This window comes from Paenarthrobacter sp. YJN-D, assembly GCF_015040335.1.
In the GTDB taxonomy this organism is placed as follows: Bacteria; Actinomycetota; Actinomycetes; order Actinomycetales; family Micrococcaceae; genus Arthrobacter; species Arthrobacter nicotinovorans.
Genome location: NZ_CP053549.1, coordinates 3913688 through 3940282, shown reverse-complemented (window position 1 = coordinate 3940282; position 26595 = coordinate 3913688). Strand labels below are relative to the sequence as shown.

18 protein-coding genes and 6 rRNA genes are annotated in these 26595 nt (G+C 60.7%); 19 read left to right on the top strand and 5 right to left on the bottom strand.

All coding sequences use genetic code 11. The annotated features are described in order from the left end of the window. Positions 1-119 precede the first annotated feature (119 nt). The 7 genes from HMI60_RS18245 to HMI60_RS18215 all read left to right on the top strand — a co-directional run bounded on the left by HMI60_RS18245 (position 120) and on the right by HMI60_RS18215 (position 7243). Positions 120-1190, top strand: a complete 1071-nt coding sequence (locus HMI60_RS18245; RefSeq protein WP_018779932.1) for an iron-siderophore ABC transporter substrate-binding protein — start codon at positions 120-122, stop codon at positions 1188-1190. Positions 1191-1195: 5 nt separating this feature from the next. Then, positions 1196-2311: an iron ABC transporter permease gene (locus HMI60_RS18240; protein WP_193590158.1), complete on the top strand. Its 1116-nt coding sequence runs from the start codon at positions 1196-1198 to the stop codon at positions 2309-2311. A 122-nt stretch (positions 2312-2433) separates the two neighbouring features. After that, on the top strand, positions 2434-3417 hold the full coding sequence (locus HMI60_RS18235) for an iron chelate uptake ABC transporter family permease subunit (RefSeq protein ID WP_227453738.1): 984 nt from the start codon (positions 2434-2436) through the stop codon (positions 3415-3417). A 1-nt stretch (position 3418) separates the two neighbouring features. Further along, positions 3419-4243, top strand: a complete 825-nt coding sequence (locus tag HMI60_RS18230; RefSeq protein ID WP_193590157.1) for an ABC transporter ATP-binding protein — start codon at positions 3419-3421, stop codon at positions 4241-4243. Further along, on the top strand, positions 4240-5295 hold the full coding sequence (locus tag HMI60_RS18225) for a siderophore-interacting protein (RefSeq protein WP_018779928.1): 1056 nt from the start codon (positions 4240-4242) through the stop codon (positions 5293-5295). The genes HMI60_RS18230 and HMI60_RS18225 overlap by 4 nt, the downstream gene beginning before the upstream one ends. A 284-nt stretch (positions 5296-5579) precedes the next feature. Next, entirely contained in the window at positions 5580-6416 is an 837-nt protein-coding gene (locus HMI60_RS18220; RefSeq protein ID WP_193590156.1) for an SGNH/GDSL hydrolase family protein, read from the top strand. Beyond that, a complete protein-coding gene (locus HMI60_RS18215) occupies positions 6413-7243 on the top strand; it encodes an SGNH/GDSL hydrolase family protein (protein ID WP_193590155.1) in 831 nt (276 codons plus the stop codon). Before HMI60_RS18220 ends, HMI60_RS18215 begins: the two co-directional genes overlap by 4 nt. Here HMI60_RS18215 and HMI60_RS18210 read toward each other — a convergent pair. Further along, positions 7219-7506 (bottom strand): YciI family protein, encoded by a 288-nt coding sequence (locus tag HMI60_RS18210; RefSeq protein ID WP_018779925.1) that lies wholly within the window; start codon positions 7504-7506, stop codon positions 7219-7221. The two genes, HMI60_RS18215 and HMI60_RS18210, sit on opposite strands and share 25 nt — an antisense overlap. Positions 7507-7575: 69 nt before the next feature. Here HMI60_RS18210 and HMI60_RS18205 point away from each other — a divergent pair, with 69 nt between their 5' ends. After that, positions 7576-8055, top strand: coding sequence for a MarR family winged helix-turn-helix transcriptional regulator (locus HMI60_RS18205; RefSeq protein WP_018779924.1), 480 nt, complete (start codon positions 7576-7578; stop codon positions 8053-8055). A gap of 63 nt (positions 8056-8118) precedes the next feature. Further along, the gene (locus HMI60_RS18200) at positions 8119-8886 is read left to right on the top strand and encodes an SGNH/GDSL hydrolase family protein (RefSeq protein WP_193590154.1); all 768 of its coding nucleotides are present in this window, start codon (positions 8119-8121) and stop codon (positions 8884-8886) included. On the opposite strand, the gene HMI60_RS18195 is transcribed toward HMI60_RS18200, so the two are convergent. Genes HMI60_RS18195 through HMI60_RS18185 form a run of 3 tightly spaced genes read right to left on the bottom strand, consistent with a single transcriptional unit; the run spans position 8887 to position 11598 of the window. Further along, a complete protein-coding gene (locus HMI60_RS18195) occupies positions 8887-9678 on the bottom strand; it encodes an FAD:protein FMN transferase (protein ID WP_018779922.1) in 792 nt (263 codons plus the stop codon). Continuing rightward, positions 9662-10141 carry an FMN-binding protein gene (locus HMI60_RS18190; protein WP_227453589.1) on the bottom strand — a complete coding sequence of 160 codons (480 nt, stop codon included), beginning with the start codon at positions 10139-10141 and terminating at the stop codon, positions 9662-9664. Before HMI60_RS18190 ends, HMI60_RS18195 begins: the two co-directional genes overlap by 17 nt. Further along, entirely contained in the window at positions 10138-11598 is a 1461-nt protein-coding gene (locus HMI60_RS18185; RefSeq protein ID WP_193590153.1) for a ferric reductase-like transmembrane domain-containing protein, read from the bottom strand. The genes HMI60_RS18190 and HMI60_RS18185 overlap by 4 nt, the downstream gene beginning before the upstream one ends. A 383-nt stretch (positions 11599-11981) precedes the next feature. Between HMI60_RS18185 and rpmB the strand changes: the two genes are divergently transcribed. From rpmB to rrf (HMI60_RS18155), 6 genes are all read left to right on the top strand, one after another. Next, positions 11982-12218 carry a 50S ribosomal protein L28 gene (rpmB, locus tag HMI60_RS18180; protein ID WP_011776361.1) on the top strand — a complete coding sequence of 79 codons (237 nt, stop codon included), beginning with the start codon at positions 11982-11984 and terminating at the stop codon, positions 12216-12218. Next, on the top strand, positions 12218-12385 hold the full coding sequence (gene rpmG / locus HMI60_RS18175) for a 50S ribosomal protein L33 (protein ID WP_003798558.1): 168 nt from the start codon (positions 12218-12220) through the stop codon (positions 12383-12385). Before rpmB ends, rpmG begins: the two co-directional genes overlap by 1 nt. Positions 12386-12389: 4 nt before the next feature. Then, entirely contained in the window at positions 12390-12695 is a 306-nt protein-coding gene (rpsN, locus tag HMI60_RS18170) for a 30S ribosomal protein S14 (protein WP_011776360.1), read from the top strand. Positions 12696-13703: 1008 nt separating this feature from the next. Continuing rightward, positions 13704-15222: ribosomal RNA gene (locus HMI60_RS18165) — 16S ribosomal RNA — on the top strand. Between the two features lie 545 nt (positions 15223-15767). Further along, positions 15768-18911: ribosomal RNA gene (locus HMI60_RS18160) — 23S ribosomal RNA — on the top strand. Between the two features lie 146 nt (positions 18912-19057). Then, positions 19058-19174, top strand: a 5S ribosomal RNA gene (gene rrf, locus HMI60_RS18155). 56 nt (positions 19175-19230) lie between these two features. Here the strand turns inward: rrf (HMI60_RS18155) and HMI60_RS18150 are convergent. Next, positions 19231-19608: a nuclear transport factor 2 family protein gene (locus tag HMI60_RS18150; RefSeq protein ID WP_018780367.1), complete on the bottom strand. Its 378-nt coding sequence runs from the start codon at positions 19606-19608 to the stop codon at positions 19231-19233. A 92-nt stretch (positions 19609-19700) separates the two neighbouring features. Here HMI60_RS18150 and HMI60_RS18145 point away from each other — a divergent pair, with 92 nt between their 5' ends. From HMI60_RS18145 to rrf (HMI60_RS18130), 4 genes are all read left to right on the top strand, one after another. Beyond that, positions 19701-20657 (top strand): RNA polymerase subunit sigma-70, encoded by a 957-nt coding sequence (locus tag HMI60_RS18145; RefSeq protein WP_193590152.1) that lies wholly within the window; start codon positions 19701-19703, stop codon positions 20655-20657. 465 nt (positions 20658-21122) lie between these two features. Next, a 16S ribosomal RNA gene (locus HMI60_RS18140) occupies positions 21123-22641 on the top strand. Positions 22642-23186: 545 nt separating this feature from the next. Further along, positions 23187-26330, top strand: a 23S ribosomal RNA gene (locus HMI60_RS18135). A gap of 145 nt (positions 26331-26475) precedes the next feature. Next, positions 26476-26592, top strand: a 5S ribosomal RNA gene (gene rrf / locus HMI60_RS18130). The 16S, 23S and 5S rRNA genes sit together here, the layout of an rRNA operon. Positions 26593-26595: the final 3 nt, after the last annotated feature.

The window sequence follows — 26595 nt, the reverse complement described above, 5'->3', positions numbered from 1 at the left end:
CCCAATCGAAAGCAGCCCGCATTGCCCAGGCCTGGAGATTAGGTGACGCAAACGTTTCGTAATTATCGGGAGGGTAGGCTAGCCTTACTTAGGTTCGCATCACTTACCTAAGGAGTACCGTGGCATCCCTTCTCCCACGCCGCGCCCTGCTGAAAACCGCAGGTACCGCGACGGCCGTCCTGGCCGCCGTCGCCCTTTCCCTCACTGGCTGCTCCACAGGACCGGCCACGTCGACGCCGGCAACCGAGCAGGCCGAGTCCGCCGCGTTCCCCGTGACCATCAAGAACGTCTTCGGTGAGACCACCATCAAGGAACAGCCCAAGCGCGTAGTCACCGTCTCGTGGGTCAACGACGACGTCGCACTCGCCCTGGGTGTTGTTCCGGTTGGCGTGCCCAAGAACGAGTGGGGCAACAACGACAAGGGCTCCACCCCGTGGAAGGACGCAGCGCTGGAGAAGCTCGGCGCCGGCTTCGGCACCGACAAGGCTCCCGTGCAGTACTCCGAGGCAGACGGCATCAACTTCACCGAGATCGCCAAGCTCAACCCGGACGTCATCCTGGCTGCCTACTCGGGCCTGGAAGAGGCTGACTACAAGAAGCTCAGCGAAATCGCCCCCGTCGTGGCGCAGCCGGAACTGGCCTACGGTACGCCGTGGCAGGAAAGCACCACCATCATCGGCAAGGCGCTGGGCAAGGAAGCTGAAGCCAAGAAGCTGGTCGAAGACACCGAAGCCACCATTAAGGACAAGGTTTCCAAGTACCCGCAGATCAAGGACAAGACCTTCATCTACGGCAACCTCGAGCCCGCCAAGGGTGACGGCGCCAACGTCTACACCGCCATCGACAACCGCCCCCGGTTCCTCTCCGAAATCGGCATGAAGCTGGCCCCCGTCGTTACGGAAAACACCAAGTCGAACACGGAATTCTTCATCCCGTGGTCCGCGGAAAAGGCCAACGAGCTTGATTCCGACATCTTCGTGACCTGGGTTCCCGAGGCTGCAACGGCCGACGCCATCAAGGCCGACCCGCTGCTGGGCCAGATCCCGGCCATCAAGAAGGGCGCACTGGTTGCCGATTCGGACCAGACCCTGACGCTCTCCATCTCCGCTTCCTCGCCGCTGAGCCTGCCGTGGGCACTGGATACGTTCCTGCCGCAGCTGGGTAAGGCCGCAGAAGCCGCAGGCAAGTAACTGCAATGAAACTGAGTACGACGACGGCCGTCCAGGGGCGGGGCAGCGGCAGCATGGTGCCGGCTGGCCCGGGAGGCATCTCCCCTGACGCTTCGGCTTCCGGTAGGGGAACCGGGGCCCGGAGCGCAGCAGGCAAGCGCACCGCCTGGCTGCTGCTGGCCGTCGTCGTACTCGCCGCAGTAAGTGCCGCATCGTTGGCGATCGGCGCGCGCGGCCTTCCCATCACCACGGTGTGGGAGGCCCTCACCAACTTCAATCCGGCTGACGGCAACCACGCTGTGGTGATCGCCCGGATTCCCCGCACCGTCCTGGGCCTCCTGGCTGGCGCTGCACTTGGCCTCGCCGGGGCTGCCATGCAGGGCGTCGCCCGCAACCCGCTGGCCGACCCGGGAATCCTTGGTCTCAACGCCGGCGCGGCCTTGTCCGTGGTTGTTGGCATCTACGTCTTCGGCATCGGCTCACTGACCGGCTACATCTGGTTCGCTTTCATCGGAGCCGCGGCAGCCGCCGTCGTCGTTTATGCCATAGCGTCCCGGGGGCGCGACGGTGCGACGCCGGTCAAGCTCGCCTTGGCGGGTGCGGCGCTGAGCGCGGGTCTGTTCTCCCTGATGAACGTCATTCTTGTCTCCAGCCAGGACACCCTGGACCGTTTCCGTTTCTGGCAGGTGGGCAGCATCGGCGGGCGGGACTGGTCGGTGCTGCTGCCTGCGCTGCCGTTCCTGGCTGTTGGCGCGGTCATCGTCCTGGGCGGCGGGCGCGTCCTGAACAGCCTGGCCCTGGGCGATGACATTGCCCGCGGCCTGGGCCAGAACGTCGGACTCGCGCGCGGGATCACGGCACTGGGCATCGTGCTGTTGTGTGGTTCGGCGACTGCGTTGGCCGGCCCCATCGGCTTCCTTGGCCTGGTGATCCCCCACGCCGTCCGGCTGCTGACCGGCCCGGATTACCGGTGGATCCTGCCGTTTTCCCTGGTCTCGGCTCCCATCCTGCTCATCACCGCCGACATCATCGGCCGCGTGATCCTCCTCCCGGGCGAAGTTCCGGCAGGCATCATGACCGCGATCGTTGGAGCGCCGGTGTTCGTTTGGCTGATTCGCCGTGGGAAGGGGGCCGGACTGTGACGGTCCTTAAATCCGCGCCCGAGACGGCACTTAATGCCAATAATTCCCCCAAACACCCTCATCATCTGCCACTTCGGCGCGTGCTGAGCCCCACGTTCTTCCTGGGCCTCGCGCTGCTGGTGATGTTCGCCGTGTACGTGCTCCTGGGCAGCTACACCGTGACCATCCCCGACTTCTTCACCATCGTCATCAACCACCTGACCGGCGGCGAGAAGATCCCGGGCGCCAGCTTCATCGTGATGGAACACAAACTGCCCCGCGCTGTGGTGGGAACGATGATCGGCCTCGCTTTCGGGCTCGCCGGCGCGCTTTTCCAGACCATGCTGCGCAACCCGCTGGCCAGCCCGGACATCATCGGCATCAGCTACGGTGCCAGCGCCGCGGCAGTGACGGCCATCGTGATCTTCGGCGCATCCGGGGCTGTCGTCTCCGGGGCAGCCCTCGGCGGCGCACTGGGTGTCGCGGCCATCATCTACGCGATCTCCCGCGGCACCGGCTCCGGCGCGGGCGGGGGCAGCCGGGGCAACGCTGCAGGCAACCGCCTCATCCTGGCCGGCGTGGGCATCGCCGCAGCACTCCACGCGGTGGTGAACTTCCTCATGACCCGTGCGGATATCCGGACTGCCGCAGACGCCCTCATCTGGCTCAACGGCTCGCTGAACTCAGCCACCTGGGACCGGGCCGGTGTTCTGGGGGTCTCCTTGCTTGTCTTGCTGCCGGCCGTCGTGGTCCTCGCCGGACCGTTGCGCATCCTTGAACTGGGCGACGACGCTGCCGCCGGCCTGGGAATCAGGGTCAATGCCGCGCGGCTGGGACTCGTGCTGACCGCCGTCGGACTTGCCGCCGTCGCCACTGCCGCCGCCGGACCGGTAGCTTTCGTCGCGTTCCTCGCCGGGCCGATCGCCCGCCGCATCGTGCGCAAACCCAGCCTTCCGGCGTCGGCCCTCACTGGCGCGCTGATCGTGCTGCTGGCCGACTTCTTCGCCTCCAACATTGCTCCGGTCGTCCTGGACGGAACCGTCCTCCCGGTCGGCGTCATCACCGGTGCGCTCGGTGCACCCTTCCTGCTGTGGCTTCTGGTCACGTCCAACCGAAAGGAAGCCTGACATGGCCATCCTTAATGCCAAGGACCTCACGCTCCAGTACGAGCAGCGCAAGGTGGTGGAGGGGCTCTCCACCGAGATTCCCGAGGGCAAAGTGACCATGATCGTCGGCGCCAACGCCTGCGGCAAATCCACGCTCCTGCGCGGCTTGTCGCGGTTGCTCAAGCCGGCCGGCGGTGCAGTGACGCTGGACGGAAAGGACATCCACTCCCGTCCGGCCCGCGAACTGGCCCGCACGCTGGGTCTCCTGCCGCAGCACCCTGCCGCGCCGGACGGCATCACCGTGCGTGACCTCGTGGGCCGCGGCCGCTACCCGCACCAAGGCTTCTTCCGCAGCTGGAGCGCCGCCGACGACGCCGCGGTGCAGCGCGCGCTCGAAGCCACCGATACCCTTGGGCTCGCTGAGCGGAGTATCGACGAACTGTCCGGCGGCCAGCGCCAGCGGGTCTGGATTGCCATGGCCTTGGCGCAGGAAACCGACGTCCTGCTGCTGGACGAGCCCACCACCTACCTGGACCTCGCGCATCAGGTGGAAGTCCTCGACCTCATCACGGACCTCAACCGCCGCCGCGCGACCACTGTGGCGATCGTGCTCCATGACTTGAACCTGGCAGCGCGCTACGCAGACCACGTCATCGCCATGAAGGGCGGGTGCATCGTGGCTGAAGGGCCCGCCATCGATGTGGTCACAGAAGAACTCGTCTTCAACGTTTTCGGCCTGGAGTCCCGGGTGGTTCCGGACCCCATCTCAGGCACACCACTGATCGTTCCCATTGGACGGCACCACGCAAGCCCCGCTGTAAGCAACGAACTGGAGATCGCCTCATGAGTGCACAACCGACACAGGCCAAAGCAAGCGCCGCCGTGGAGCCCATGACCCTCGCCTTCGACGTCACCGTGACGGCAGTGCAGGAACTGAGCCCCAATTTCCGCCGGATCACGTTCGGCGGCTACTCGCTGCGCGACTTCGGCGTTGCGGGCGACACCCTGGACCTGCGCGTGAAGCTGATGATTCCGTCCTTTGACGCAGACGGCAACGTCATTCCGTTGCCCCCCTTCAAAATGGAAGAGGCCGGCTGGTACCAGGAATGGCTGGCGATGGACCCGTCAGTCCGTGGGGACATGCGGACCTACACCGTCCGCTCCGAACGGCTCGACGCCGTGTACCCCGAAATCGACATCGACTTCGTCATGCACTTCGACGACGCCGGGCACGGCGGACCTGCGGCCAACTGGGCGCTTGCTGCGAAACCGGGCGACGCACTGACCATCATCGGTCCCAACAACAGGGCTGCACAGTGCGCCACCGCCGGCGCCTACGGTGGCATTGAATGGCGGCCGGGGCTGGCGCAGCGCGTACTCCTGGCCGGCGACGAAACCGCAGTGCCCGCCATCAGCGCCATCCTGGAAAGCCTGCCCGCCGACATGACCGGACATGCCTTCCTCGAGGTGCCCGAAGCCGGCGATTTCCAGGACATCAGCACCGCCGCCGACATCGAAATCACCTGGCTTGCCCGCGGCGCAGCCATCGGACGCTCCCGTCCCCACGGCGAACTCCTCAAGGAAGCCGTGGCCAAGGCAGTTCCCGTCCCGGGTTGGGTGGGCATCAAGGGTTCCGGAACCGCAGCAGGTCCTGAGCCCGAAGACGTCAACGTGGACCAGGACATTCTTTGGGAAACCCCGCAGCGCATGGACGCGGCAGCCATCGAAGCCACCAAGAACCCGACACTGCCCGCAGGTGCCCTGCCGTTCTACGCCTGGATTGCCGGCGAAGCGTTCGTGATCAAGGAAATGCGGCGCTACCTGGTGCGGGATGTTGGTATTGACCGCAAGCAGGTTGCGTTCATGGGCTACTGGCGTCGCGGCAAGGCGGAGGGCTAAGCCCCTGCTGCATCGTTGAGTCCGCCGAAGCGCCGGTTTAGCCGTCGCTTAGACACAACCCATAGGTGGCGTTCCGGTCGCTAAGCGACCTCCTCGCCACGATGGGCCGCGATGCGCTCCTTCTCAAAACCGCCGCTGCGGCTCGTGCCCGCGTCACCTTCCGACGCTTGCTCACATCCCGCGTGCTTGAGCCGGACGCTTGTTCACATCCCGCGTGCTTGAGCCGGACGCTTGTTCACTTGGGGTTGGCTCGGCCTTAACCGGGGCCGGGTAGCTTCAGTGGGGTGCGGGACGACTTCGGTGACGGGAACAGCGCTCGACGGCGGTATGTCGCCGTCGGGGATTCCTTCACCGAGGGCGTGGGGGACCCGAGCAAGATCCTGCCGAACGGGGTGCGCGGCTGGGCCGACCGGGTGGCCGAAAGGCTGGCGAAGGCGCAACCGGGGTGGGAGTACGCCAATCTGGCAGTTCGCAGCAAGAGGCTCCGGCACATCATCGATGAACAGCTCGAACCCGCGCTCGCCATGGAGCCCACGCTCATCACGCTGTACGCCGGCGGCAATGACATCCTGGACTTCGGCACGGACATGGACGCCCTTCTTGCCGACTACGAACTCCTGGTTGCGCGGCTGAGTGGAACCGGGGCCACGGTGGTGCTCTTCACGGGGTTCGACGTCAAGGTTTCCGCGGTCCTGGAGCCGTTCAAGAAACGCAATACCCTGTACAACCACAGAGTCCGGGAGATAGCGGCCAAGTACGGCGCCGTTCTGGTGGATTATTGGTGCTTCGATGCTTACAAGGACCCGCGGATGTGGTCCCCGGACCGGCTTCACATGTCCAAGGCCGGCCACAAGTACTTGGCCGGACAGGTCCTGGACCATCTCAATGTCCCGCACAAGATCCCGGCCAAGGAATGGGAACCGCCTACCCGTTTGACCTTGCGTGAATGGGAGCGCCGCCAACGCCGCTGGGTCAACGACTGGGTGGTGCCGTTGTTCGGGCGCAAACTGCGCGGTGTCACCCTGGGCGATTCGCTGCAACCCCGCTGGCCGCATCCGGTCAAAGTCCCCCGCAAGGGTGGTTTGAAGAAGCTCATGGAAAACCGGGAGGCAGCACAATGACCATGCCGCGGAGATTCGTCGCGTTGGGAGACTCCTTCACTGAGGGCGTGGGAGACGTTGACCGCAGGCTACCCAACAACTGCCGTGGCTGGGCTGACCGTGTGGCCGAGGAGTTCGCCCGGCACGATGACCGCACGCTCTACGCCAACCTGGCTGTTCGGGGCCGCCGCCTCCAAAGGATCGTCGACGAGCAGCTCGAACCCGCACTGGCCCTGAATCCCACGCTCATCAGCTTCTACGCCGGCGGCAACGACCTCCTCATGGCCCGGCTCAACCTGGGCCGGCTCATGAGGGATTACGAAAACGCCGTGATGCGCCTCAAAGCCAGCGGTGCCACCATCGTGCTCTTCACCGGCTACAACGTCCCGTTGTCTCCCTTGCTGGAGCCCTTGAAGGTCCGTACTGCCATTTACAACCGCCACATCCGGCGGATTGCCGCGAAGTACCAGACGCTCCTGGTGGATTATTGGTGCTTCGAAAGGTTCCAGGACCCCCGCATGTGGGCTCCCGACCGGCTGCACATGTCCACGCCGGGCCACAGGTACATGGCCAGGAAAGTCCTGGAGGTCCTGGGAGCGCCGCATTCGCTCTCTGAGCCGGTCATGGCGCCGTGGCGTTCGAAGTCCCTCACCGAAAACATCGCCGACGACGTCGCCTGGCTGAGGCGCGACGTCGGACCTTGGTTTTCACGCCGGGTCCGCGGCGTTTCGAGCGGTGACCACCTGGGTGCCCGCTGGCCGGAACTCATGCCGGTGGTGCTGCCCGAACGGCTCGGAACCAGCGCGGCGAAAACCGCGAAAGTTCAGCTGTCCAGCAGGTTTTCGTAGCCTTCGGCCACGCTGGTGGCGGTGAATTCGATGATTTCGAAGTCGGCCACCCCGTTGCTGTAGAACGGATCCTCGGCCAGCGAGGCATCCAACGTTGCCCTGTCCACTTTGGACAGCAGCACGCCTCCCGTGGCCGGGACGCGACGTCCGGACGCAAGGAAGATCCCGCCGTCGAACGCGTCCTTGAGCCAGGCCATATGGCCCGGGCGGTGAAAGTCGACGATTTCGTCCGGAACTTTGTAGGTCAAAGAGACTACGAACATGCAGCCAGCCTATCGCCAGGGCAGCAGGCCTGGACCCGGGAAGCCGACGGATTCTCATAAGATGGACCCATGAATCAACCCCGGTGGCTGAACGCCGACGAACGCCGTGCCTGGCTTGCCCTGCTGAGCATCAATACTTTGCTCCCCTCGGCGTTGGACACCCAGCTTCAGGCGGCCGGGAAACTGTCCCTGTTCGACTACAACGTGCTCGCCATGCTCTCCGAAACGGAGGGCCGGTACCTGCCCATGAGCGAGCTCGCTGCCCGGACAAGCGCCTCCCTGTCACGGCTTTCGCACGTGGTCACCAAACTGCAGAAACGCGGCTGGGTGGAACGGCAGGCCCACCCCGGCGACGCCCGCGTCACGGTGGCGCACCTGACCGACGCCGGCATGTCCACCATTGTTTCCCTGGCGCCAGCCCATGTGGAGTCGGTGCGGACGCTGATGCTCGACTCGCTCAGCCCCGACGACGTCGCCGACCTCGCACGGATCGGCGAGAAAATCGTTGCCCGGTTGGACAACAACCACTGGATTCTCCGCGATTCCTAGTGCTTTCTCCGGCGCAGAACAGCGGCTTTGTGGCTGTGAGCGCTGAAGTGGCAGACTGGCGGCATGGATTTTTCTGCCCGATACGTTGCCCTGGGGGATTCGTTCACTGAGGGCGTCGGCGACGACGATCCCACCCGCCCCAACGGGGTGCGCGGCTGGGCTGACATCGTGGCAGGGCAATTGGCCCAAAGCAACCCCGGTTTCGGCTACGCCAACCTGGCCATCCGTGGCCGGAAACTCCGCCAGATCATGGCCGAGCAGGTGGATGCCGCCGTCGCAATGAAACCCACCCTGGTGACCCTTTACGCCGGGGCGAACGACATCCTGCGGCCCAAGATCGACATCGACTCGCTGTTGGAGGAGTACGACGCCGGCATCGCCAAGTTGAGTGCGACCGGTGCCACGGTCCTCCTCTTCACGGGCTTCGATGCGAAGGGCTCGAAAGTGTTCAGCGCGATGCGTGGCCGCACTGCGATCTACAACGAACTCGTGCGGGAGATCGCCGAGGACCACGGCGCCTTGTTGGTGGATTACTGGCGCTTCGACGAATACGACGACTGGCGGCTGTGGGGCGAGGACCGGATGCACATGTCCACAGCCGGCCACATCAACATGGCCAAGCGCGTCCTGGACGTCCTGGAACACGAGCATGTGATCGACGTTCCCGAGCTCGCGCCCGCGCGGCTTTTGGGGAGGGTGGAGGCCCTGAAGGCAAACGCGCGCTGGCTCCGGGAGTCGGCAGCGCCGTGGGTGTCCCGTCGTCTCCGGGGCGTGTCTTCCGGCGATGGCCTCAGTCCCAAGTACGCAGAACTGATCAGGCCGGTTTCCTGATCAGGCCGGTTTCCTGAACCCGGAGGTAGCCAGCAGCGTCCCGTCGCGACGTACCGCGAGGACTTCCACCTTCCATTTTTCAACAGCCTGATCGAGGGTCCTTGTCCCGCCGGCGACGATGGCGGTTGCAAGGACGTCGGCGGTAACGATGTCGGCGGCGGCCACGGAAACCTGGTCGAACTCCGTTGCCGCACCTCCAATGGCCCAAATGTGCTGGCCGCGTTCAGCCGTGCCCGACGTCGCGAGTGCCCGCAGGGCCGACATCGGATACGCGCCCAGCAAGGCTTGCCGGTCCTGCGGATCAACGATGCCGGCGAGCCACGGCTCCTCCGTCCCCGGTTCGGGGGACCCGCTCACCAGGACATCGCCGCCGGCGTTCAGGCACCAGTCCCGCAAACCCAGGGCTTCGAGGGACAACGCTGCCTCACGCACCGCGTGTGCTTTCACGATCCCGGAAAGGTCCAACGTGCCATCCGGCCGCTCAGCCGTGAAAGCCCCGCCGGTTGCCAACCGCCATTCGGACGCTTCTGCGTACAGGGCCTGCATGGACTCGGAGGCGTAGGCCAGGGTCAGCTCACCGCGGGCCAGCCTGCTCGCTTCGGAGCCGTTCCGGTACAGGCTGAAGCTCAGGTCCAGTTCAGAGAACTTATCCTCGACGACGGCGGCTGCTGACTCGAGCTCGTCAACGGCTGTTTGGGCGTAGTGGCCGCTCGCCACCGTCAGGCTCACTACGGTGCCCATGGTGCGGAATGTCCGGGCCCGCAGCTGCGTGGTGCTAGAAGTGTGCGGCATCGAGGGCTGCCTGGAGTGAGGTGAGGTAGACGTCGCTGGTGACCGTTGCGCCGCCGACGGTTTGCACGTCCGCGGATTGCGCCTGGAGGACTTCTGACCGCAACACGGGTGCTGCTCGGCTGCTTATCTGGGCCGACTTGCGTTCGGCGTCAGTGAGCTGGAGGGCCGTGACTTCGGTGATCTTGCCGCCCTGGATGGTTACCCGGACCTGGACTGTACCGAAGCGGGTCTGGACGGCCGTGCCGTCGTACGTTGCCGCCGTCGTGGTTGTCTTGGTTCCGCTGCTGGTGGCGCTGCTGCTTCCGCTGGTGCCCGTGGTGGTGCCGCCGGCGGCACTGGCGCTGCTGCCCAGGCTTGTCGTGGTTGCGGTGCCGGTGTCGGCGATGTGCGCGCCCGACTGCCAGCCCGCTAGCAGGATGCCCGCCGACGCCAGCGCGGTTGCCATGGCTGCTCGAATTCTCACCAGTCAAACCTTTCGTAGTGGACTTGTTGCGAGGGGACACCCGCTGCGCGTACTTCCCTGATCACGGAGGCGGCCCAGGGGGTGGGGCCGCAAACGTAAACGTCGGCGTCTGCGATGCCGGGTGCGTAGGAGGCGATGGTGAACCCGGCAGTCGTCGCGGATTCGGGGAGCCAGGAGCGGACGCCGGCCGAGCGGGGCCCCGTGAGGTGGAAGAGGGTGGCGCCCCGTGCCTGGCACAACGCCATGATTTCCTTGCCGAGGAAAAGCTCCGACTCATCGTGTCCCCGCAGCAGGACCGTGGCCTGGCCGGGTTCGAAAGGGGTGGATTCCAGGAGCGACCGCAACGGCGTGATGCCGATCCCCGCGCCGATCATCACCACGTTGTTCCGGGTGCGTGCCGCCGTGCTGAACATGCCGTAGGGGCCCTCAAGGGCGACCTTGGTGCCGGGCTTGATCCGGGCAAGCCGGGCAGAGCCTTCACCCAGGTTTCGCACCGTGATGCGCAAGCTCCCTGGTTTGCTTCCGACGCCGGACACGGGTTCCGCCGACAAGCTGAACGGGTGCGGCTGCCACCAGTGTCCCGGAGCGAGGAACCGCCAGAAGAAGAAACGGCCCCCGGCACCGGCCAGGCGTTCCAGCTGAAGGCCCGTCATTTCGATGCTGAAAACGTCCGGCGCGACCCGGACCACGCGGCTGACGGTGAGCTGGTGCCGGAATGTCGCTGCCAACGGCAGGTACACCCTGTAGAGGAGAAGTGCGGCGCCGGTCGCAATGCAAATAGCCAGCCAGTACCAGCGTTGCCACGTCCCTTCGGCGAACAACCCGCCCACACTGAACTGGTGCGGGATGGCGGTGCCAACGGCCACATAGGTCAGCAGGTGGATCGCGTACCAGAATTCGTACGGGAACTTCCGGCGGACGGCCACCAGCGACGTCACCACCACGGCAACGAACAGTGCCATGGAGACGAACGCGAGCCACATGTCCGGGACGTTGACCCAGAGCGAGACCGACTCACTGACCGGATCCAGGCCCTCCGCCGCTCCGTAGCCGATCGCGAGCAGGAGACCATGCGCCAGCAGCAGGTAAAGAGCCGGTTTGCCCAGCTTCTTGTGCACCTCCAAGGCGCGGTCATGGCCGATTGTGTTGTCCACGAACGGGATCCTGGCCGCGAGCAACAGCATCAACAACACCAGGTCCATGCCGATCAAGCCGGCAACGATCCCCAGCGATGTCATGGTGGCCGCGAACGACGAGAACCCGCTGGCACCGCCGTCAGCAAGCCACAGCGTCACCGCCGCAACCGGCGACAACCACCCGACGAAAGCCAGGACATCGGCCCGGGCCAGCCGCCGTCGGGCTTGCGGACGGAAGCGCTCGACGGCGGCAGGTGCTGTCCGCGGGCCGGGCGACGACGGGTTGTCCACCGGAGAATCAGGGGCCAGTAACGAGGTCATATCCCAAGACTCGCCCGGCTTCCTTTCATTCTGCTGTGAAAGAGCTTTTGAGGGCGTATGATGCCGGATTGGTCTTAATTTGGCCTGGCCCGTAGAATAGTTAGGCGCTAGGTAGTGCGGATCGTGTGCAATTGCTCCGGTTGGTGGTGAAGTCAGTCTGACTGACATCCCGTTGGCCGGTAGTTAGGGGCTCAAGTTGCGTGCATTCCTGTATTCGCCCGGTATCCCAGGACCTGAATCATTGCGGTCCTGAGGCCAGCCTTCTTCGCCGCACTTGCTGCGGAAACTACCGAAATGGTGTGGACCCGGATGCGAACACTGCCTGTCGCACGGCAACGCAGGAACATCTGCACGCCGTTACATTCAATCTTTGGAGGAGAGTCATGGCAGCACACTGCCAAGTGACCGGAGCCGAGCCGGGCTTTGGACACAGCATTTCGCACTCGCACCGTCGCAACAAGCGCCGGTTCGACCCGAACATTCAGAAGAAGCGCTACTGGGTTCCGTCCCTGCGCCGTAATGTCACGCTGACCCTGTCAGCCCGTGGCATCAAGACCATCGACGTACGCGGCATCGACTCAGTCGTCGCCGACATCCTGGCACGAGGAGTAAAGCTCTAATGGCAAAGGACAAGGACGTACGTCCGATCATCAAGCTGAAGTCCACTGCGGGCACCGGTTACACCTACGTAACCCGCAAGAACCGTCGTAACGACCCGGACCGCCTGGTCCTGAAGAAGTACGACCCCAAGATCCGCCAGCACGTCGAATTCCGAGAGGAGCGCTAAACACATGGCAAAGAAGTCCAAGATTGCTCGCAACGAGCAGCGCAAGGTCATTGTTGAGCGTTACGCTGCCAAGCGTCTCGAACTGAAGAAGACCCTGGTTGACCCCAACGCGACTGACGAAGCACGCGAAGCTGCACGCCTCGGCCTGCAGAAGCTGCCCCGCAACGCCTCCCCGATCCGTCTGCGTAACCGCGACCAGATCGACGGCCGTCCCCGCGGCACGCTCCAGAAGTTCGGTATCTCCCGTGTTCGCTTCCGCGACATGGCTCACCGCGGTGAGCTCCCGGGCATCACCAAGTCTTCCTGGTAATCACGAAGCTCTGAAAGGGCCGGCGACCGTTATGGTTGCCGGCCCTTTTTGTGTTTAAGCGCGGGTTGTTCAGTTCCTCAGGCCGGTGGGGCTTGTCGGGGAGGGATGGCCGGCGGGGAGGCGGCGGTCTCGGAAGGGTGGCTGTCGGGGAGGGGTGGCCGGCGGGGAGGGGGCGGTCATCCTCTGCGCGCTCGGTCGTTCCTCCCTTGGACGCGCGCTGCCGGATAACCGCCCCCTCTTCCGACGCTCGCTCACATCCCTAGGGTTTGAGCGTGACCCTTGCTCACTTCCCGAGGGTTTCAGGCCGACGCTCGCTCACGTTCCACGGGTTTGGTTGTGACGCTTGCTCGCTTCCCGAGGGTTTGGGCCGGTCGCTTGGTCGCGTTCCGCTGGGATGGGGTTCGACGGCGGTTGTTGGGTTGGGTGCGTGGGTGTGGGTGGGTTGTGATGGGGTTCACGGTGGTTGTTTTGGTGGGTTTGGGGGTGGTTTGTTGGGTTGGTGGGGTTGTTTGGGTTGTGTTTGCGGGGTTTTTTGGGTGGTGTTGGGGTGGATTTGTGTGGGGGCTTGTGGGCGTGTAATGTCTTCTGAGTCGCCGCGAGTGAGACAGCCTGGAGCTGAGAACTGCGGGGGCCGACCCCCTTGATAACAGCCTGAGAAATGGTTCGCTTTTGAGCGTGCTGTGTGGGTGGGGCCGGATGCTTGATCGGAGAATCGCGGGAACGTTGATTTGCCAAGATCGGGTGGTTCGGGTAAGTTTGGAAAGTTGCTCCGGAGCGATCCTGGACCCTGTGGGTGTGGGTGGTGCCGGTAGTGTCTGTTGTTTGAGAACTCAATAGTGTGCCAAGTTTGTTGATACCGATTGTTTTATTGATTGGTTGAATTTTTGCCAGGTTGCTGCGCACCCCCGTGTGTGGTGGTCTGGTTTTCAGCTGGTTTCGAATTTTGTGCAGCCGTGTTTGCCGTTATTTCCGGTGGGTGTGGTTGTGTCTGTTTGATTTTGTTTTACTTCAACGGAGAGTTTGATCCTGGCTCAGGATGAACGCTGGCGGCGTGCTTAACACATGCAAGTCGAACGATGATCCCAGCTTGCTGGGGGATTAGTGGCGAACGGGTGAGTAACACGTGAGTAACCTGCCCTTGACTCTGGGATAAGCCTGGGAAACTGGGTCTAATACCGGATATGACTCCTCATCGCATGGTGGGGGGTGGAAAGCTTTTGTGGTTTTGGATGGACTCGCGGCCTATCAGCTTGTTGGTGGGGTAATGGCCTACCAAGGCGACGACGGGTAGCCGGCCTGAGAGGGTGACCGGCCACACTGGGACTGAGACACGGCCCAGACTCCTACGGGAGGCAGCAGTGGGGAATATTGCACAATGGGCGCAAGCCTGATGCAGCGACGCCGCGTGAGGGATGACGGCCTTCGGGTTGTAAACCTCTTTCAGTAGGGAAGAAGCGTAAGTGACGGTACCTGCAGAAGAAGCGCCGGCTAACTACGTGCCAGCAGCCGCGGTAATACGTAGGGCGCAAGCGTTATCCGGAATTATTGGGCGTAAAGAGCTCGTAGGCGGTTTGTCGCGTCTGCTGTGAAAGACCGGGGCTCAACTCCGGTTCTGCAGTGGGTACGGGCAGACTAGAGTGCAGTAGGGGAGACTGGAATTCCTGGTGTAGCGGTGAAATGCGCAGATATCAGGAGGAACACCGATGGCGAAGGCAGGTCTCTGGGCTGTAACTGACGCTGAGGAGCGAAAGCATGGGGAGCGAACAGGATTAGATACCCTGGTAGTCCATGCCGTAAACGTTGGGCACTAGGTGTGGGGGACATTCCACGTTTTCCGCGCCGTAGCTAACGCATTAAGTGCCCCGCCTGGGGAGTACGGCCGCAAGGCTAAAACTCAAAGGAATTGACGGGGGCCCGCACAAGCGGCGGAGCATGCGGATTAATTCGATGCAACGCGAAGAACCTTACCAAGGCTTGACATGAACCGGAAAGACCTGGAAACAGGTGCCCCGCTTGCGGTCGGTTTACAGGTGGTGCATGGTTGTCGTCAGCTCGTGTCGTGAGATGTTGGGTTAAGTCCCGCAACGAGCGCAACCCTCGTTCTATGTTGCCAGCGGTTCGGCCGGGGACTCATAGGAGACTGCCGGGGTCAACTCGGAGGAAGGTGGGGACGACGTCAAATCATCATGCCCCTTATGTCTTGGGCTTCACGCATGCTACAATGGCCGGTACAAAGGGTTGCGATACTGTGAGGTGGAGCTAATCCCAAAAAGCCGGTCTCAGTTCGGATTGGGGTCTGCAACTCGACCCCATGAAGTCGGAGTCGCTAGTAATCGCAGATCAGCAACGCTGCGGTGAATACGTTCCCGGGCCTTGTACACACCGCCCGTCAAGTCACGAAAGTTGGTAACACCCGAAGCCGGTGGCCTAACCCTTGTGGGGGGAGCCGTCGAAGGTGGGACCGGCGATTGGGACTAAGTCGTAACAAGGTAGCCGTACCGGAAGGTGCGGCTGGATCACCTCCTTTCTAAGGAGCTGCTTGCAATGATTGGTGCCCTGCATGGGGTGTCTGGTTGTTGTCAGTGTTGCCCATTGCGCAGGCGTTTGTTCTGCGGTGGGTGCTCATGGGTGGAATATCAACGAATCATTTTTTTGGCATGGCTTTCGTGGTTGTGTCCTGGTGCTAGTACGGCGGTTCGTGCTCCTGCTTTGTGTGGGGGTGTGGGTTGTTGGGAACGTGTCCGGGGTGCGGCTGGTGGGGGTTGTGTTTGGCGCACTGTTGGGTCCTGAGGCAACAGGACCTTTTTGCAGCAATGCAGGGGGGCACTTCTGGTGTTTCTTTTGTTCCTGCAGCCGGTTCCTCCGGTCTTTGTGTTGCGGCCTGCGTGTGTGGGTTGTGGCGGGTTGGGGGGTTGGTTGATGGGGTTGTTGTTTGAGAACTACATAGTGGACGCGAGCATCTGGGACATACACGCTTTGGTGTGTGTGTTCCATACAGCAATTTCTTATGAATGAACCTTGGGCCGTAGTGGCTCGTGGTTCTCTCGAGTAAGTTTTTGATCATGTTTGTGTGGTCAAGTTTTTAAGGGCACACGGTGGATGCCTTGGCATTAGGAGCCGAAGAAGGACGTAGGAATCTGCGATAAGCCTGGGGGAGTTGATAACCGAGCGTTGATCCCAGGATGTCCGAATGGGGAAACCCCGCACAACGCTGTCATGGTGATTGTGTGACCCGCATCTGAACACATAGGGTGCGTGGGGGGAACGCGGGGAAGTGAAACATCTCAGTACCCGCAGGAAGAGAAAACAAGAGTGATTCCGTTAGTAGTGGCGAGCGAACGCGGATCAGGCTAAACCGTTTCCATGTGTGATAGCCGGCGGGCGTTGCATGGGCGGGGTTGTGGGACTTTCCGTTCTGGTTCTGCCGGGCCAGTGAGGTGAGAGTGCGTGCATAGGTGAACGGTCTTGAAAGGCCGGCCAGAGAGGGTGTGAGCCCCGTAACCGTAATGTTGTGTGCCGCCTGGAGAGTATCCCAAGTAGCACGGGGCCCGAGAAATCCCGTGCGAATCTGTCAGGACCACCTGATAAGCCTAAATACTTCCTAATGACCGATAGCGGACCAGTACCGTGAGGGAAAGGTGAAAAGTACCCCGGGAGGGGAGTGAAACAGTACCTGAAACCGTGTGCTTACAATCCGTCGGAGCAGTCTTGTTACTGTGACGGCGTGCCTTTTGAAGAATGAGCCTGCGAGTTAGTGTTACGTCGCGAGGTTAACCCGTGTGGGGTAGCCGTAGCGAAAGCGAGTCTGAATAGGGCGAGTGTAGTGGCGTGATCTAGACCCGAAGCGGAGTGATCTACCCATGGCCAGGTTGAAGCGACGGTAAGACGTCGTGGAGGACCGAACCCACTTCAGTTGAAAATGGAGGGGATGAGCTGTGGGTAGGGGTGAAAGGCCAATCAAACTCCGTGATAGCTGGTTCTCCCCGAAATGCATTTAGGTGCAGCGTTGCGTGTTTCTTGCCGGAGGTAGAGCTACTGGATGGCCGATGGGCCCTACAAGGTTACTGACGTCAGCCAAACTCCGAATGCCGGTAAGTCAGAGCGCAGCAGTGAGACTGTGGGGGATAAGCTTCATAGTCGAGAGGGAAACAGCCCAGACCACCAACTAAGGCCCCTAAGCGTGTGCTAAGTGGGAAAGGATGTGGAGTTGCGAAGACAACCAGGAGGTTGGCTTAGAAGCAGCCATCCTTGAAAGAGTGCGTAATAGCTCACTGGTCAAGTGATTCCGCGCCGACAATGTAGCGGGGCTCAAGTACACCGCCGAAGTTGTGGATTTCACACAGTACCCTAGCCTTCGTGGTTCAGGGGTGTGGAGTGGTAGGGGAGCGTCGTGTGGGCAGTGAAGTCGCGGTGGAAACCAGCGGTGGAGCCTACACGAGTGAGAATGCAGGCATGAGTAGCGAAAGACGGGTGAGAAACCCGTCCGCCGAATGATCAAGGGTTCCAGGGTCAAGCTAATCTGCCCTGGGTAAGTCGGGACCTAAGGCGAGGCCGACAGGCGTAGTCGATGGACAACGGGTTGATATTCCCGTACCGGCGAAAAACCGCCCATGCCAAGCGGGGGATACTAACCGCCCGGAGCCTGCCCGCTCACCCTTGTGGTGTTGTGGGTTTTGGCCGAGCGCGGGACCTGATCCCGGGAGGTAAGCGTATTAACAGGTGTGACGCAGGAAGGTAGCCGGGCCGGGCGATGGTTGCCCCGGTCTAAGGATGTAGGGTCAGGGATAGGCAAATCCGTTCCTGTGTGCTTCGAGCACGTTCCTGAGATCTGATGGGACTCCCGTAAGGGGGGATCCGGTGATCCTATGCTGCCAAGAAAAGCATCGACGCGAGGTTTTAGCCGCCCGTACCCCAAACCGACACAGGTGATCAGGTAGAGAATACCAAGGCGATCGAGAGAATTATGGTTAAGGAACTCGGCAAAATGCCCCCGTAACTTCGGGAGAAGGGGGGCCTGCCCCGTGATGGAGACTTGCTCTCCGTGAGCGGGTGTGGGCCGCAGAGACCAGGGGGAAGCGACTGTTTACTAAAAACACAGGTCCGTGCGAAGTCGCAAGACGATGTATACGGACTGACTCCTGCCCGGTGCTGGAAGGTTAAGAGGACCGGTTAGCCACTTGTGGCGAAGCTGAGAATTTAAGCCCCAGTAAACGGCGGTGGTAACTATAACCATCCTAAGGTAGCGAAATTCCTTGTCGGGTAAGTTCCGACCTGCACGAATGGAGTAACGACTTCCCCGCTGTCTCAACCATAAACTCGGCGAAATTGCAGTACGAGTAAAGATGCTCGTTACGCGCAGCAGGACGGAAAGACCCCGAGACCTTTACTATAGTTTGGTATTGGTGTTCGGAGTGGCTTGTGTAGGATAGGTGGGAGACGTTGAAACCCGGACGCCAGTTCGGGTGGAGTCATCGTTGAAATACCACTCTGGTCACTTTGGACATCTAACTTCGGCCCGTGATCCGGGTCAGGGACAGTGCCTGATGGGTAGTTTAACTGGGGCGGTTGCCTCCTAAAAAGTAACGGAGGCGCCCAAAGGTTCCCTCAGCCTGGTTGGCAATCAGGTGTCGAGTGTAAGTGCACAAGGGAGCTTGACTGTGAGAGAGACATCTCGAGCAGGGACGAAAGTCGGGACTAGTGATCCGGCGGTACATTGTGGAATGGCCGTCGCTCAACGGATAAAAGGTACCTCGGGGATAACAGGCTGATCTTGCCCAAGAGTCCATATCGACGGCATGGTTTGGCACCTCGATGTCGGCTCGTCGCATCCTGGGGCTGGAGTAGGTCCCAAGGGTTGGGCTGTTCGCCCATTAAAGCGGTACGCGAGCTGGGTTTAGAACGTCGTGAGACAGTTCGGTCCCTATCCGCTGCGCGCGCAGGAAATTTGAGAAGGGCTGTCCTTAGTACGAGAGGACCGGGACGGACGAACCTCTGGTGTGTCAGTTGTACTGCCAAGTGCATCGCTGATTAGCTACGTTCGGATGGGATAACCGCTGAAAGCATCTAAGCGGGAAGCTCGCTTCAAGATGAGATTTCCATACACATTACGTGTGAGAGGCCCCCAGCCAGACCACTGGGTTGATAGGCCGGATGTGGAAGCGAGGACTAAAGACTCGTGAAGCTGACCGGTACTAATAGGCCAACAACTTACACCACACACAAAACACTGCACGCGTCCACTATGTGGTTCCCGAACAACAACCGTTCCAGGAACCAACAACAACAACTACATAACACCACAGTTGTAACCACAAGCTTCCCACCCACCCCCACACCAACGGGGTCGGGACGGGTAACAGAGTTACGGCGGTCATAGCGTGGGGGAAACGCCCGGTCCCATTCCGAACCCGGAAGCTAAGACCCACAGCGCCGATGGTACTGCACCCGGGAGGGTGTGGGAGAGTAGGACACCGCCGGACAACCATTAACGAAGAGCCCCAACCACGGTTGGGGCTCTTCCATTTAACAAAGCCAGTCAGGCAGCCACCACCTGACCCCGGGCCAGCGCGAACGGCAGCCGGTCGAAGATGATGCGGATCTCGCTGATGTGATTGTCTTCGATCCGATACAGTTCAGCGGCCGGAGCGTGCTGGACCGCCCGGTTGGCTGTCTCGTACATGAGAAGTGCTTCGTTCCCGGTGCCGTGGGCAGCCAGGAGCGCGGTCCCTGTCAGCGAAGCAGCGTAGGGCTCCATGAACGATCGCACGGCATCAATTCCCTTGATGGCCCCCGAGGGTGCATGGCAAACGACATCCCGGGCCAGGAGTTTTGCTGCCTCGTCCATGTCGTTGGTTGTCCATGCTCGGTAGTAGGCAACAGCGATTTCAACGGCTCGGGCCTGCTTGTCGGACATTGGCTTGTTCCTTTCGTTGGGCGTTTGCACCAGTTAAGACACCGGAACCGGGCTCATCGGAACGCATCAGGGGCACGTGCCAAGATGGGACCATGACGTCTGCGGAGTTGGAGTCGGCCAGGGCCGGTGACGAGTCGGCCTTCGCTTCGCTGATTGCACCTTTTCGCCGGGAGTTGCATGTGCACTGCTACCGGATCGTAGGGTCGGTTGACGACGCCGATGAGGTCATGCAGGAGGTGCTGCTCGCTGCGTGGCAGGGTCTGCCCGGATTCGAAGGCCGGTCATCCCTTCGTACCTGGCTGTATCGGATCGCCACCACACGCTCCCTGAACATGCGAAGGGAGCAGGGCCGCCGACCGCGTCCCGCACCGCCTCCGCCTTTCGAGCTGCCGGCGCCTGGCGACCGGTTCGAGCTTGGGAATTTGCAGCCCTACCCCGAGGTGCTGCTCAGCGAGCTGGACCCGGCGGCCCGGGCGGTGGCGCGCGAGACCATCGAGCTCGCTTTCGTGGTGGCGTTGCAACGGATGCCTCCGCGGCAGACGGCTGTGCTGATTCTCTGCGACGTACTGGCCTTCACCGCAGCTGAGGCGGCCGACATGCTTTCCATCAGTTCGACCGCGGTCAAGGGGCTGCTGCAACGCGCCCGCTCCGCTAAGCCTTCCCCCGCACCACGGGTGAACAGCACCGGTTACCTTGAGCTGGCCAGGCAATTTGCGGATGCCTTTTCACGTGATGACGTGGATGCCGTCCTTGCGCTGTTGACCGACGAATGTTGGCTGGCCATGCCTCCTGCTGTGGAGAGCTACGTTGGGCGGGATGCGGTCGGGGACTTCCTTCGAGCCAGCGCGTCCGGACGCCCGGGTGGCAGTTATACGCTGCTCCCTGTGCAAGCAGGTGGCCGGCCGGCCTTCGTCTGCTATTTGCAGGGGCGGGCCAGGGGGCTGATGGTGATCGAGCCATCCCTCGACGGTCACAGGATCGAGTCCATCATGCGTTTCCTGGATGACCGTCTGCACCGTCATTACGGGACCCCGGATACACTCCCCTGATGCGGCCTTGAGGCCGTTCCACGCGGAGTCCTTGTAGGTGGTGTTCGACGGCGGTTTGGTGGGGTTTTGGGGGTTGGTGTGGGGGTGTTGGGTGGTGGATTTGCGTTGGGGTTGTGGGGCGTGTATTGTTTTCTGAGTCGCCGGGTGCGAAACGGAAAGCCGGAAGGTGTGTACGGTTCGGTAGGCGGCCAAAAATAACTCTTCTTTTCCAATGGCCCTGTTGTGGTGCGCTGCTTTGTGTGGTGTTCCGGTGGGGTGATGTTTTGGGGGGTCTGTTGTTTGAGAACTCAATAGTGTGCCAAGTTTGTTGATACCGATTGTTTTATTGATTGGTTGAATTTTTGCCAGGTTGCTGCGCACCCCCGTGTGTGGTGGTCTGGTTTTCAGCTGGTTTCGAATTTTGTGCAGCCGTGTTTGCCGTTATTTCCGGTGGGTGTGGTTGTGTCTGTTTGATTTTGTTTCACTTCAACGGAGAGTTTGATCCTGGCTCAGGATGAACGCTGGCGGCGTGCTTAACACATGCAAGTCGAACGATGATCCCAGCTTGCTGGGGGATTAGTGGCGAACGGGTGAGTAACACGTGAGTAACCTGCCCTTGACTCTGGGATAAGCCTGGGAAACTGGGTCTAATACCGGATATGACTCCTCATCGCATGGTGGGGGGTGGAAAGCTTTTGTGGTTTTGGATGGACTCGCGGCCTATCAGCTTGTTGGTGGGGTAATGGCCTACCAAGGCGACGACGGGTAGCCGGCCTGAGAGGGTGACCGGCCACACTGGGACTGAGACACGGCCCAGACTCCTACGGGAGGCAGCAGTGGGGAATATTGCACAATGGGCGCAAGCCTGATGCAGCGACGCCGCGTGAGGGATGACGGCCTTCGGGTTGTAAACCTCTTTCAGTAGGGAAGAAGCGTAAGTGACGGTACCTGCAGAAGAAGCGCCGGCTAACTACGTGCCAGCAGCCGCGGTAATACGTAGGGCGCAAGCGTTATCCGGAATTATTGGGCGTAAAGAGCTCGTAGGCGGTTTGTCGCGTCTGCTGTGAAAGACCGGGGCTCAACTCCGGTTCTGCAGTGGGTACGGGCAGACTAGAGTGCAGTAGGGGAGACTGGAATTCCTGGTGTAGCGGTGAAATGCGCAGATATCAGGAGGAACACCGATGGCGAAGGCAGGTCTCTGGGCTGTAACTGACGCTGAGGAGCGAAAGCATGGGGAGCGAACAGGATTAGATACCCTGGTAGTCCATGCCGTAAACGTTGGGCACTAGGTGTGGGGGACATTCCACGTTTTCCGCGCCGTAGCTAACGCATTAAGTGCCCCGCCTGGGGAGTACGGCCGCAAGGCTAAAACTCAAAGGAATTGACGGGGGCCCGCACAAGCGGCGGAGCATGCGGATTAATTCGATGCAACGCGAAGAACCTTACCAAGGCTTGACATGAACCGGAAAGACCTGGAAACAGGTGCCCCGCTTGCGGTCGGTTTACAGGTGGTGCATGGTTGTCGTCAGCTCGTGTCGTGAGATGTTGGGTTAAGTCCCGCAACGAGCGCAACCCTCGTTCTATGTTGCCAGCGGTTCGGCCGGGGACTCATAGGAGACTGCCGGGGTCAACTCGGAGGAAGGTGGGGACGACGTCAAATCATCATGCCCCTTATGTCTTGGGCTTCACGCATGCTACAATGGCCGGTACAAAGGGTTGCGATACTGTGAGGTGGAGCTAATCCCAAAAAGCCGGTCTCAGTTCGGATTGGGGTCTGCAACTCGACCCCATGAAGTCGGAGTCGCTAGTAATCGCAGATCAGCAACGCTGCGGTGAATACGTTCCCGGGCCTTGTACACACCGCCCGTCAAGTCACGAAAGTTGGTAACACCCGAAGCCGGTGGCCTAACCCTTGTGGGGGGAGCCGTCGAAGGTGGGACCGGCGATTGGGACTAAGTCGTAACAAGGTAGCCGTACCGGAAGGTGCGGCTGGATCACCTCCTTTCTAAGGAGCTGCTTGCAATGATTGGTGCCCTGCATGGGGTGTCTGGTTGTTGTCAGTGTTGCCCATTGCGCAGGCGTTTGTTCTGCGGTGGGTGCTCATGGGTGGAATATCAACGAATCATTTTTTTGGCATGGCTTTCGTGGTTGTGTCCTGGTGCTAGTACGGCGGTTCGTGCTCCTGCTTTGTGTGGGGGTGTGGGTTGTTGGGAACGTGTCCGGGGTGCGGCTGGTGGGGGTTGTGTTTGGCGCACTGTTGGGTCCTGAGGCAACAGGACCTTTTTGCAGCAATGCAGGGGGGCACTTCTGGTGTTTCTTTTGTTCCTGCAGCCGGTTCCTCCGGTCTTTGTGTTGCGGCCTGCGTGTGTGGGTTGTGGCGGGTTGGGGGGTTGGTTGATGGGGTTGTTGTTTGAGAACTACATAGTGGACGCGAGCATCTGGGACATACACGCTTTGGTGTGTGTGTTCCATACAGCAATTTCTTATGAATGAACCTTGGGCCGTAGTGGCTCGTGGTTCTCTCGAGTAAGTTTTTGATCATGTTTGTGTGGTCAAGTTTTTAAGGGCACACGGTGGATGCCTTGGCATTAGGAGCCGAAGAAGGACGTAGGAATCTGCGATAAGCCTGGGGGAGTTGATAACCGAGCGTTGATCCCAGGATGTCCGAATGGGGAAACCCCGCACAACGCTGTCATGGTGATTGTGTGACCCGCATCTGAACACATAGGGTGCGTGGGGGGAACGCGGGGAAGTGAAACATCTCAGTACCCGCAGGAAGAGAAAACAAGAGTGATTCCGTTAGTAGTGGCGAGCGAACGCGGATCAGGCTAAACCGTTTCCATGTGTGATAGCCGGCGGGCGTTGCATGGGCGGGGTTGTGGGACTTTCCGTTCTGGTTCTGCCGGGCCAGTGAGGTGAGAGTGCGTGCATAGGTGAACGGTCTTGAAAGGCCGGCCAGAGAGGGTGTGAGCCCCGTAACCGTAATGTTGTGTGCCGCCTGGAGAGTATCCCAAGTAGCACGGGGCCCGAGAAATCCCGTGCGAATCTGTCAGGACCACCTGATAAGCCTAAATACTTCCTAATGACCGATAGCGGACCAGTACCGTGAGGGAAAGGTGAAAAGTACCCCGGGAGGGGAGTGAAACAGTACCTGAAACCGTGTGCTTACAATCCGTCGGAGCAGTCTTGTTACTGTGACGGCGTGCCTTTTGAAGAATGAGCCTGCGAGTTAGTGTTACGTCGCGAGGTTAACCCGTGTGGGGTAGCCGTAGCGAAAGCGAGTCTGAATAGGGCGAGTGTAGTGGCGTGATCTAGACCCGAAGCGGAGTGATCTACCCATGGCCAGGTTGAAGCGACGGTAAGACGTCGTGGAGGACCGAACCCACTTCAGTTGAAAATGGAGGGGATGAGCTGTGGGTAGGGGTGAAAGGCCAATCAAACTCCGTGATAGCTGGTTCTCCCCGAAATGCATTTAGGTGCAGCGTTGCGTGTTTCTTGCCGGAGGTAGAGCTACTGGATGGCCGATGGGCCCTACAAGGTTACTGACGTCAGCCAAACTCCGAATGCCGGTAAGTCAGAGCGCAGCAGTGAGACTGTGGGGGATAAGCTTCATAGTCGAGAGGGAAACAGCCCAGACCACCAACTAAGGCCCCTAAGCGTGTGCTAAGTGGGAAAGGATGTGGAGTTGCGAAGACAACCAGGAGGTTGGCTTAGAAGCAGCCATCCTTGAAAGAGTGCGTAATAGCTCACTGGTCAAGTGATTCCGCGCCGACAATGTAGCGGGGCTCAAGTACACCGCCGAAGTTGTGGATTTCACACAGTACCCTAGCCTTCGTGGTTCAGGGGTGTGGAGTGGTAGGGGAGCGTCGTGTGGGCAGTGAAGTCGCGGTGGAAACCAGCGGTGGAGCCTACACGAGTGAGAATGCAGGCATGAGTAGCGAAAGACGGGTGAGAAACCCGTCCGCCGAATGATCAAGGGTTCCAGGGTCAAGCTAATCTGCCCTGGGTAAGTCGGGACCTAAGGCGAGGCCGACAGGCGTAGTCGATGGACAACGGGTTGATATTCCCGTACCGGCGAAAAACCGCCCATGCCAAGCGGGGGATACTAACCGCCCGGAGCCTGCCCGCTCACCCTTGTGGTGTTGTGGGTTTTGGCCGAGCGCGGGACCTGATCCCGGGAGGTAAGCGTATTAACAGGTGTGACGCAGGAAGGTAGCCGGGCCGGGCGATGGTTGCCCCGGTCTAAGGATGTAGGGTCAGGGATAGGCAAATCCGTTCCTGTGTGCTTCGAGCACGTTCCTGAGATCTGATGGGACTCCCGTAAGGGGGGATCCGGTGATCCTATGCTGCCAAGAAAAGCATCGACGCGAGGTTTTAGCCGCCCGTACCCCAAACCGACACAGGTGATCAGGTAGAGAATACCAAGGCGATCGAGAGAATTATGGTTAAGGAACTCGGCAAAATGCCCCCGTAACTTCGGGAGAAGGGGGGCCTGCCCCGTGATGGAGACTTGCTCTCCGTGAGCGGGTGTGGGCCGCAGAGACCAGGGGGAAGCGACTGTTTACTAAAAACACAGGTCCGTGCGAAGTCGCAAGACGATGTATACGGACTGACTCCTGCCCGGTGCTGGAAGGTTAAGAGGACCGGTTAGCCACTTGTGGCGAAGCTGAGAATTTAAGCCCCAGTAAACGGCGGTGGTAACTATAACCATCCTAAGGTAGCGAAATTCCTTGTCGGGTAAGTTCCGACCTGCACGAATGGAGTAACGACTTCCCCGCTGTCTCAACCATAAACTCGGCGAAATTGCAGTACGAGTAAAGATGCTCGTTACGCGCAGCAGGACGGAAAGACCCCGAGACCTTTACTATAGTTTGGTATTGGTGTTCGGAGTGGCTTGTGTAGGATAGGTGGGAGACGTTGAAACCCGGACGCCAGTTCGGGTGGAGTCATCGTTGAAATACCACTCTGGTCACTTTGGACATCTAACTTCGGCCCGTGATCCGGGTCAGGGACAGTGCCTGATGGGTAGTTTAACTGGGGCGGTTGCCTCCTAAAAAGTAACGGAGGCGCCCAAAGGTTCCCTCAGCCTGGTTGGCAATCAGGTGTCGAGTGTAAGTGCACAAGGGAGCTTGACTGTGAGAGAGACATCTCGAGCAGGGACGAAAGTCGGGACTAGTGATCCGGCGGTACATTGTGGAATGGCCGTCGCTCAACGGATAAAAGGTACCTCGGGGATAACAGGCTGATCTTGCCCAAGAGTCCATATCGACGGCATGGTTTGGCACCTCGATGTCGGCTCGTCGCATCCTGGGGCTGGAGTAGGTCCCAAGGGTTGGGCTGTTCGCCCATTAAAGCGGTACGCGAGCTGGGTTTAGAACGTCGTGAGACAGTTCGGTCCCTATCCGCTGCGCGCGCAGGAAATTTGAGAAGGGCTGTCCTTAGTACGAGAGGACCGGGACGGACGAACCTCTGGTGTGTCAGTTGTACTGCCAAGTGCATCGCTGATTAGCTACGTTCGGATGGGATAACCGCTGAAAGCATCTAAGCGGGAAGCTCGCTTCAAGATGAGATTTCCATACACATTACGTGTGAGAGGCCCCCAGCCAGACCACTGGGTTGATAGGCCGGATGTGGAAGCGAGGACTAAAGACTCGTGAAGCTGACCGGTACTAATAGGCCAACAACTTACACCACACACAAAACACTGCACGCGTCCACTATGTGGTTCCCGAACAACAACCGTTCCAGGAACCAACAACAACAACTACATAACACCACAGTTGTAACCACAAGCTTCCCACCCACCCCCACACCAAGGGGTCGGGACGGGTAACAGAGTTACGGCGGTCATAGCGTGGGGGAAACGCCCGGTCCCATTCCGAACCCGGAAGCTAAGACCCACAGCGCCGATGGTACTGCACCCGGGAGGGTGTGGGAGAGTAGGACACCGCCGGACAAC

Coding starts and splice junctions, on each gene's coding strand:
- HMI60_RS18230 (WP_193590157.1), top strand. CDS start 3,419: ATGGCCATCCTTAATGCCAAGGACCTCACGCTCCAGTACGAGCAGCGC.
- HMI60_RS18205 (WP_018779924.1), top strand. CDS start 7,576: ATGAATCAACCCCGGTGGCTGAACGCCGACGAACGCCGTGCCTGGCTT.
- HMI60_RS18215 (WP_193590155.1), top strand. CDS start 6,413: ATGACCATGCCGCGGAGATTCGTCGCGTTGGGAGACTCCTTCACTGAG.
- HMI60_RS18150 (WP_018780367.1), bottom strand. CDS start 19,608: ATGTCCGACAAGCAGGCCCGAGCCGTTGAAATCGCTGTTGCCTACTAC.
- HMI60_RS18200 (WP_193590154.1), top strand. CDS start 8,119: ATGGATTTTTCTGCCCGATACGTTGCCCTGGGGGATTCGTTCACTGAG.
- rpmG (WP_003798558.1), top strand. CDS start 12,218: ATGGCAAAGGACAAGGACGTACGTCCGATCATCAAGCTGAAGTCCACT.
- HMI60_RS18225 (WP_018779928.1), top strand. CDS start 4,240: ATGAGTGCACAACCGACACAGGCCAAAGCAAGCGCCGCCGTGGAGCCC.
- HMI60_RS18145 (WP_193590152.1), top strand. CDS start 19,701: ATGACGTCTGCGGAGTTGGAGTCGGCCAGGGCCGGTGACGAGTCGGCC.
- HMI60_RS18210 (WP_018779925.1), bottom strand. CDS start 7,506: ATGTTCGTAGTCTCTTTGACCTACAAAGTTCCGGACGAAATCGTCGAC.
- HMI60_RS18195 (WP_018779922.1), bottom strand. CDS start 9,678: ATGCCGCACACTTCTAGCACCACGCAGCTGCGGGCCCGGACATTCCGC.
- rpsN (WP_011776360.1), top strand. CDS start 12,390: ATGGCAAAGAAGTCCAAGATTGCTCGCAACGAGCAGCGCAAGGTCATT.
- rpmB (WP_011776361.1), top strand. CDS start 11,982: ATGGCAGCACACTGCCAAGTGACCGGAGCCGAGCCGGGCTTTGGACAC.
- HMI60_RS18235 (WP_227453738.1), top strand. CDS start 2,434: ATGTTCGCCGTGTACGTGCTCCTGGGCAGCTACACCGTGACCATCCCC.
- HMI60_RS18240 (WP_193590158.1), top strand. CDS start 1,196: ATGAAACTGAGTACGACGACGGCCGTCCAGGGGCGGGGCAGCGGCAGC.
- HMI60_RS18185 (WP_193590153.1), bottom strand. CDS start 11,598: ATGACCTCGTTACTGGCCCCTGATTCTCCGGTGGACAACCCGTCGTCG.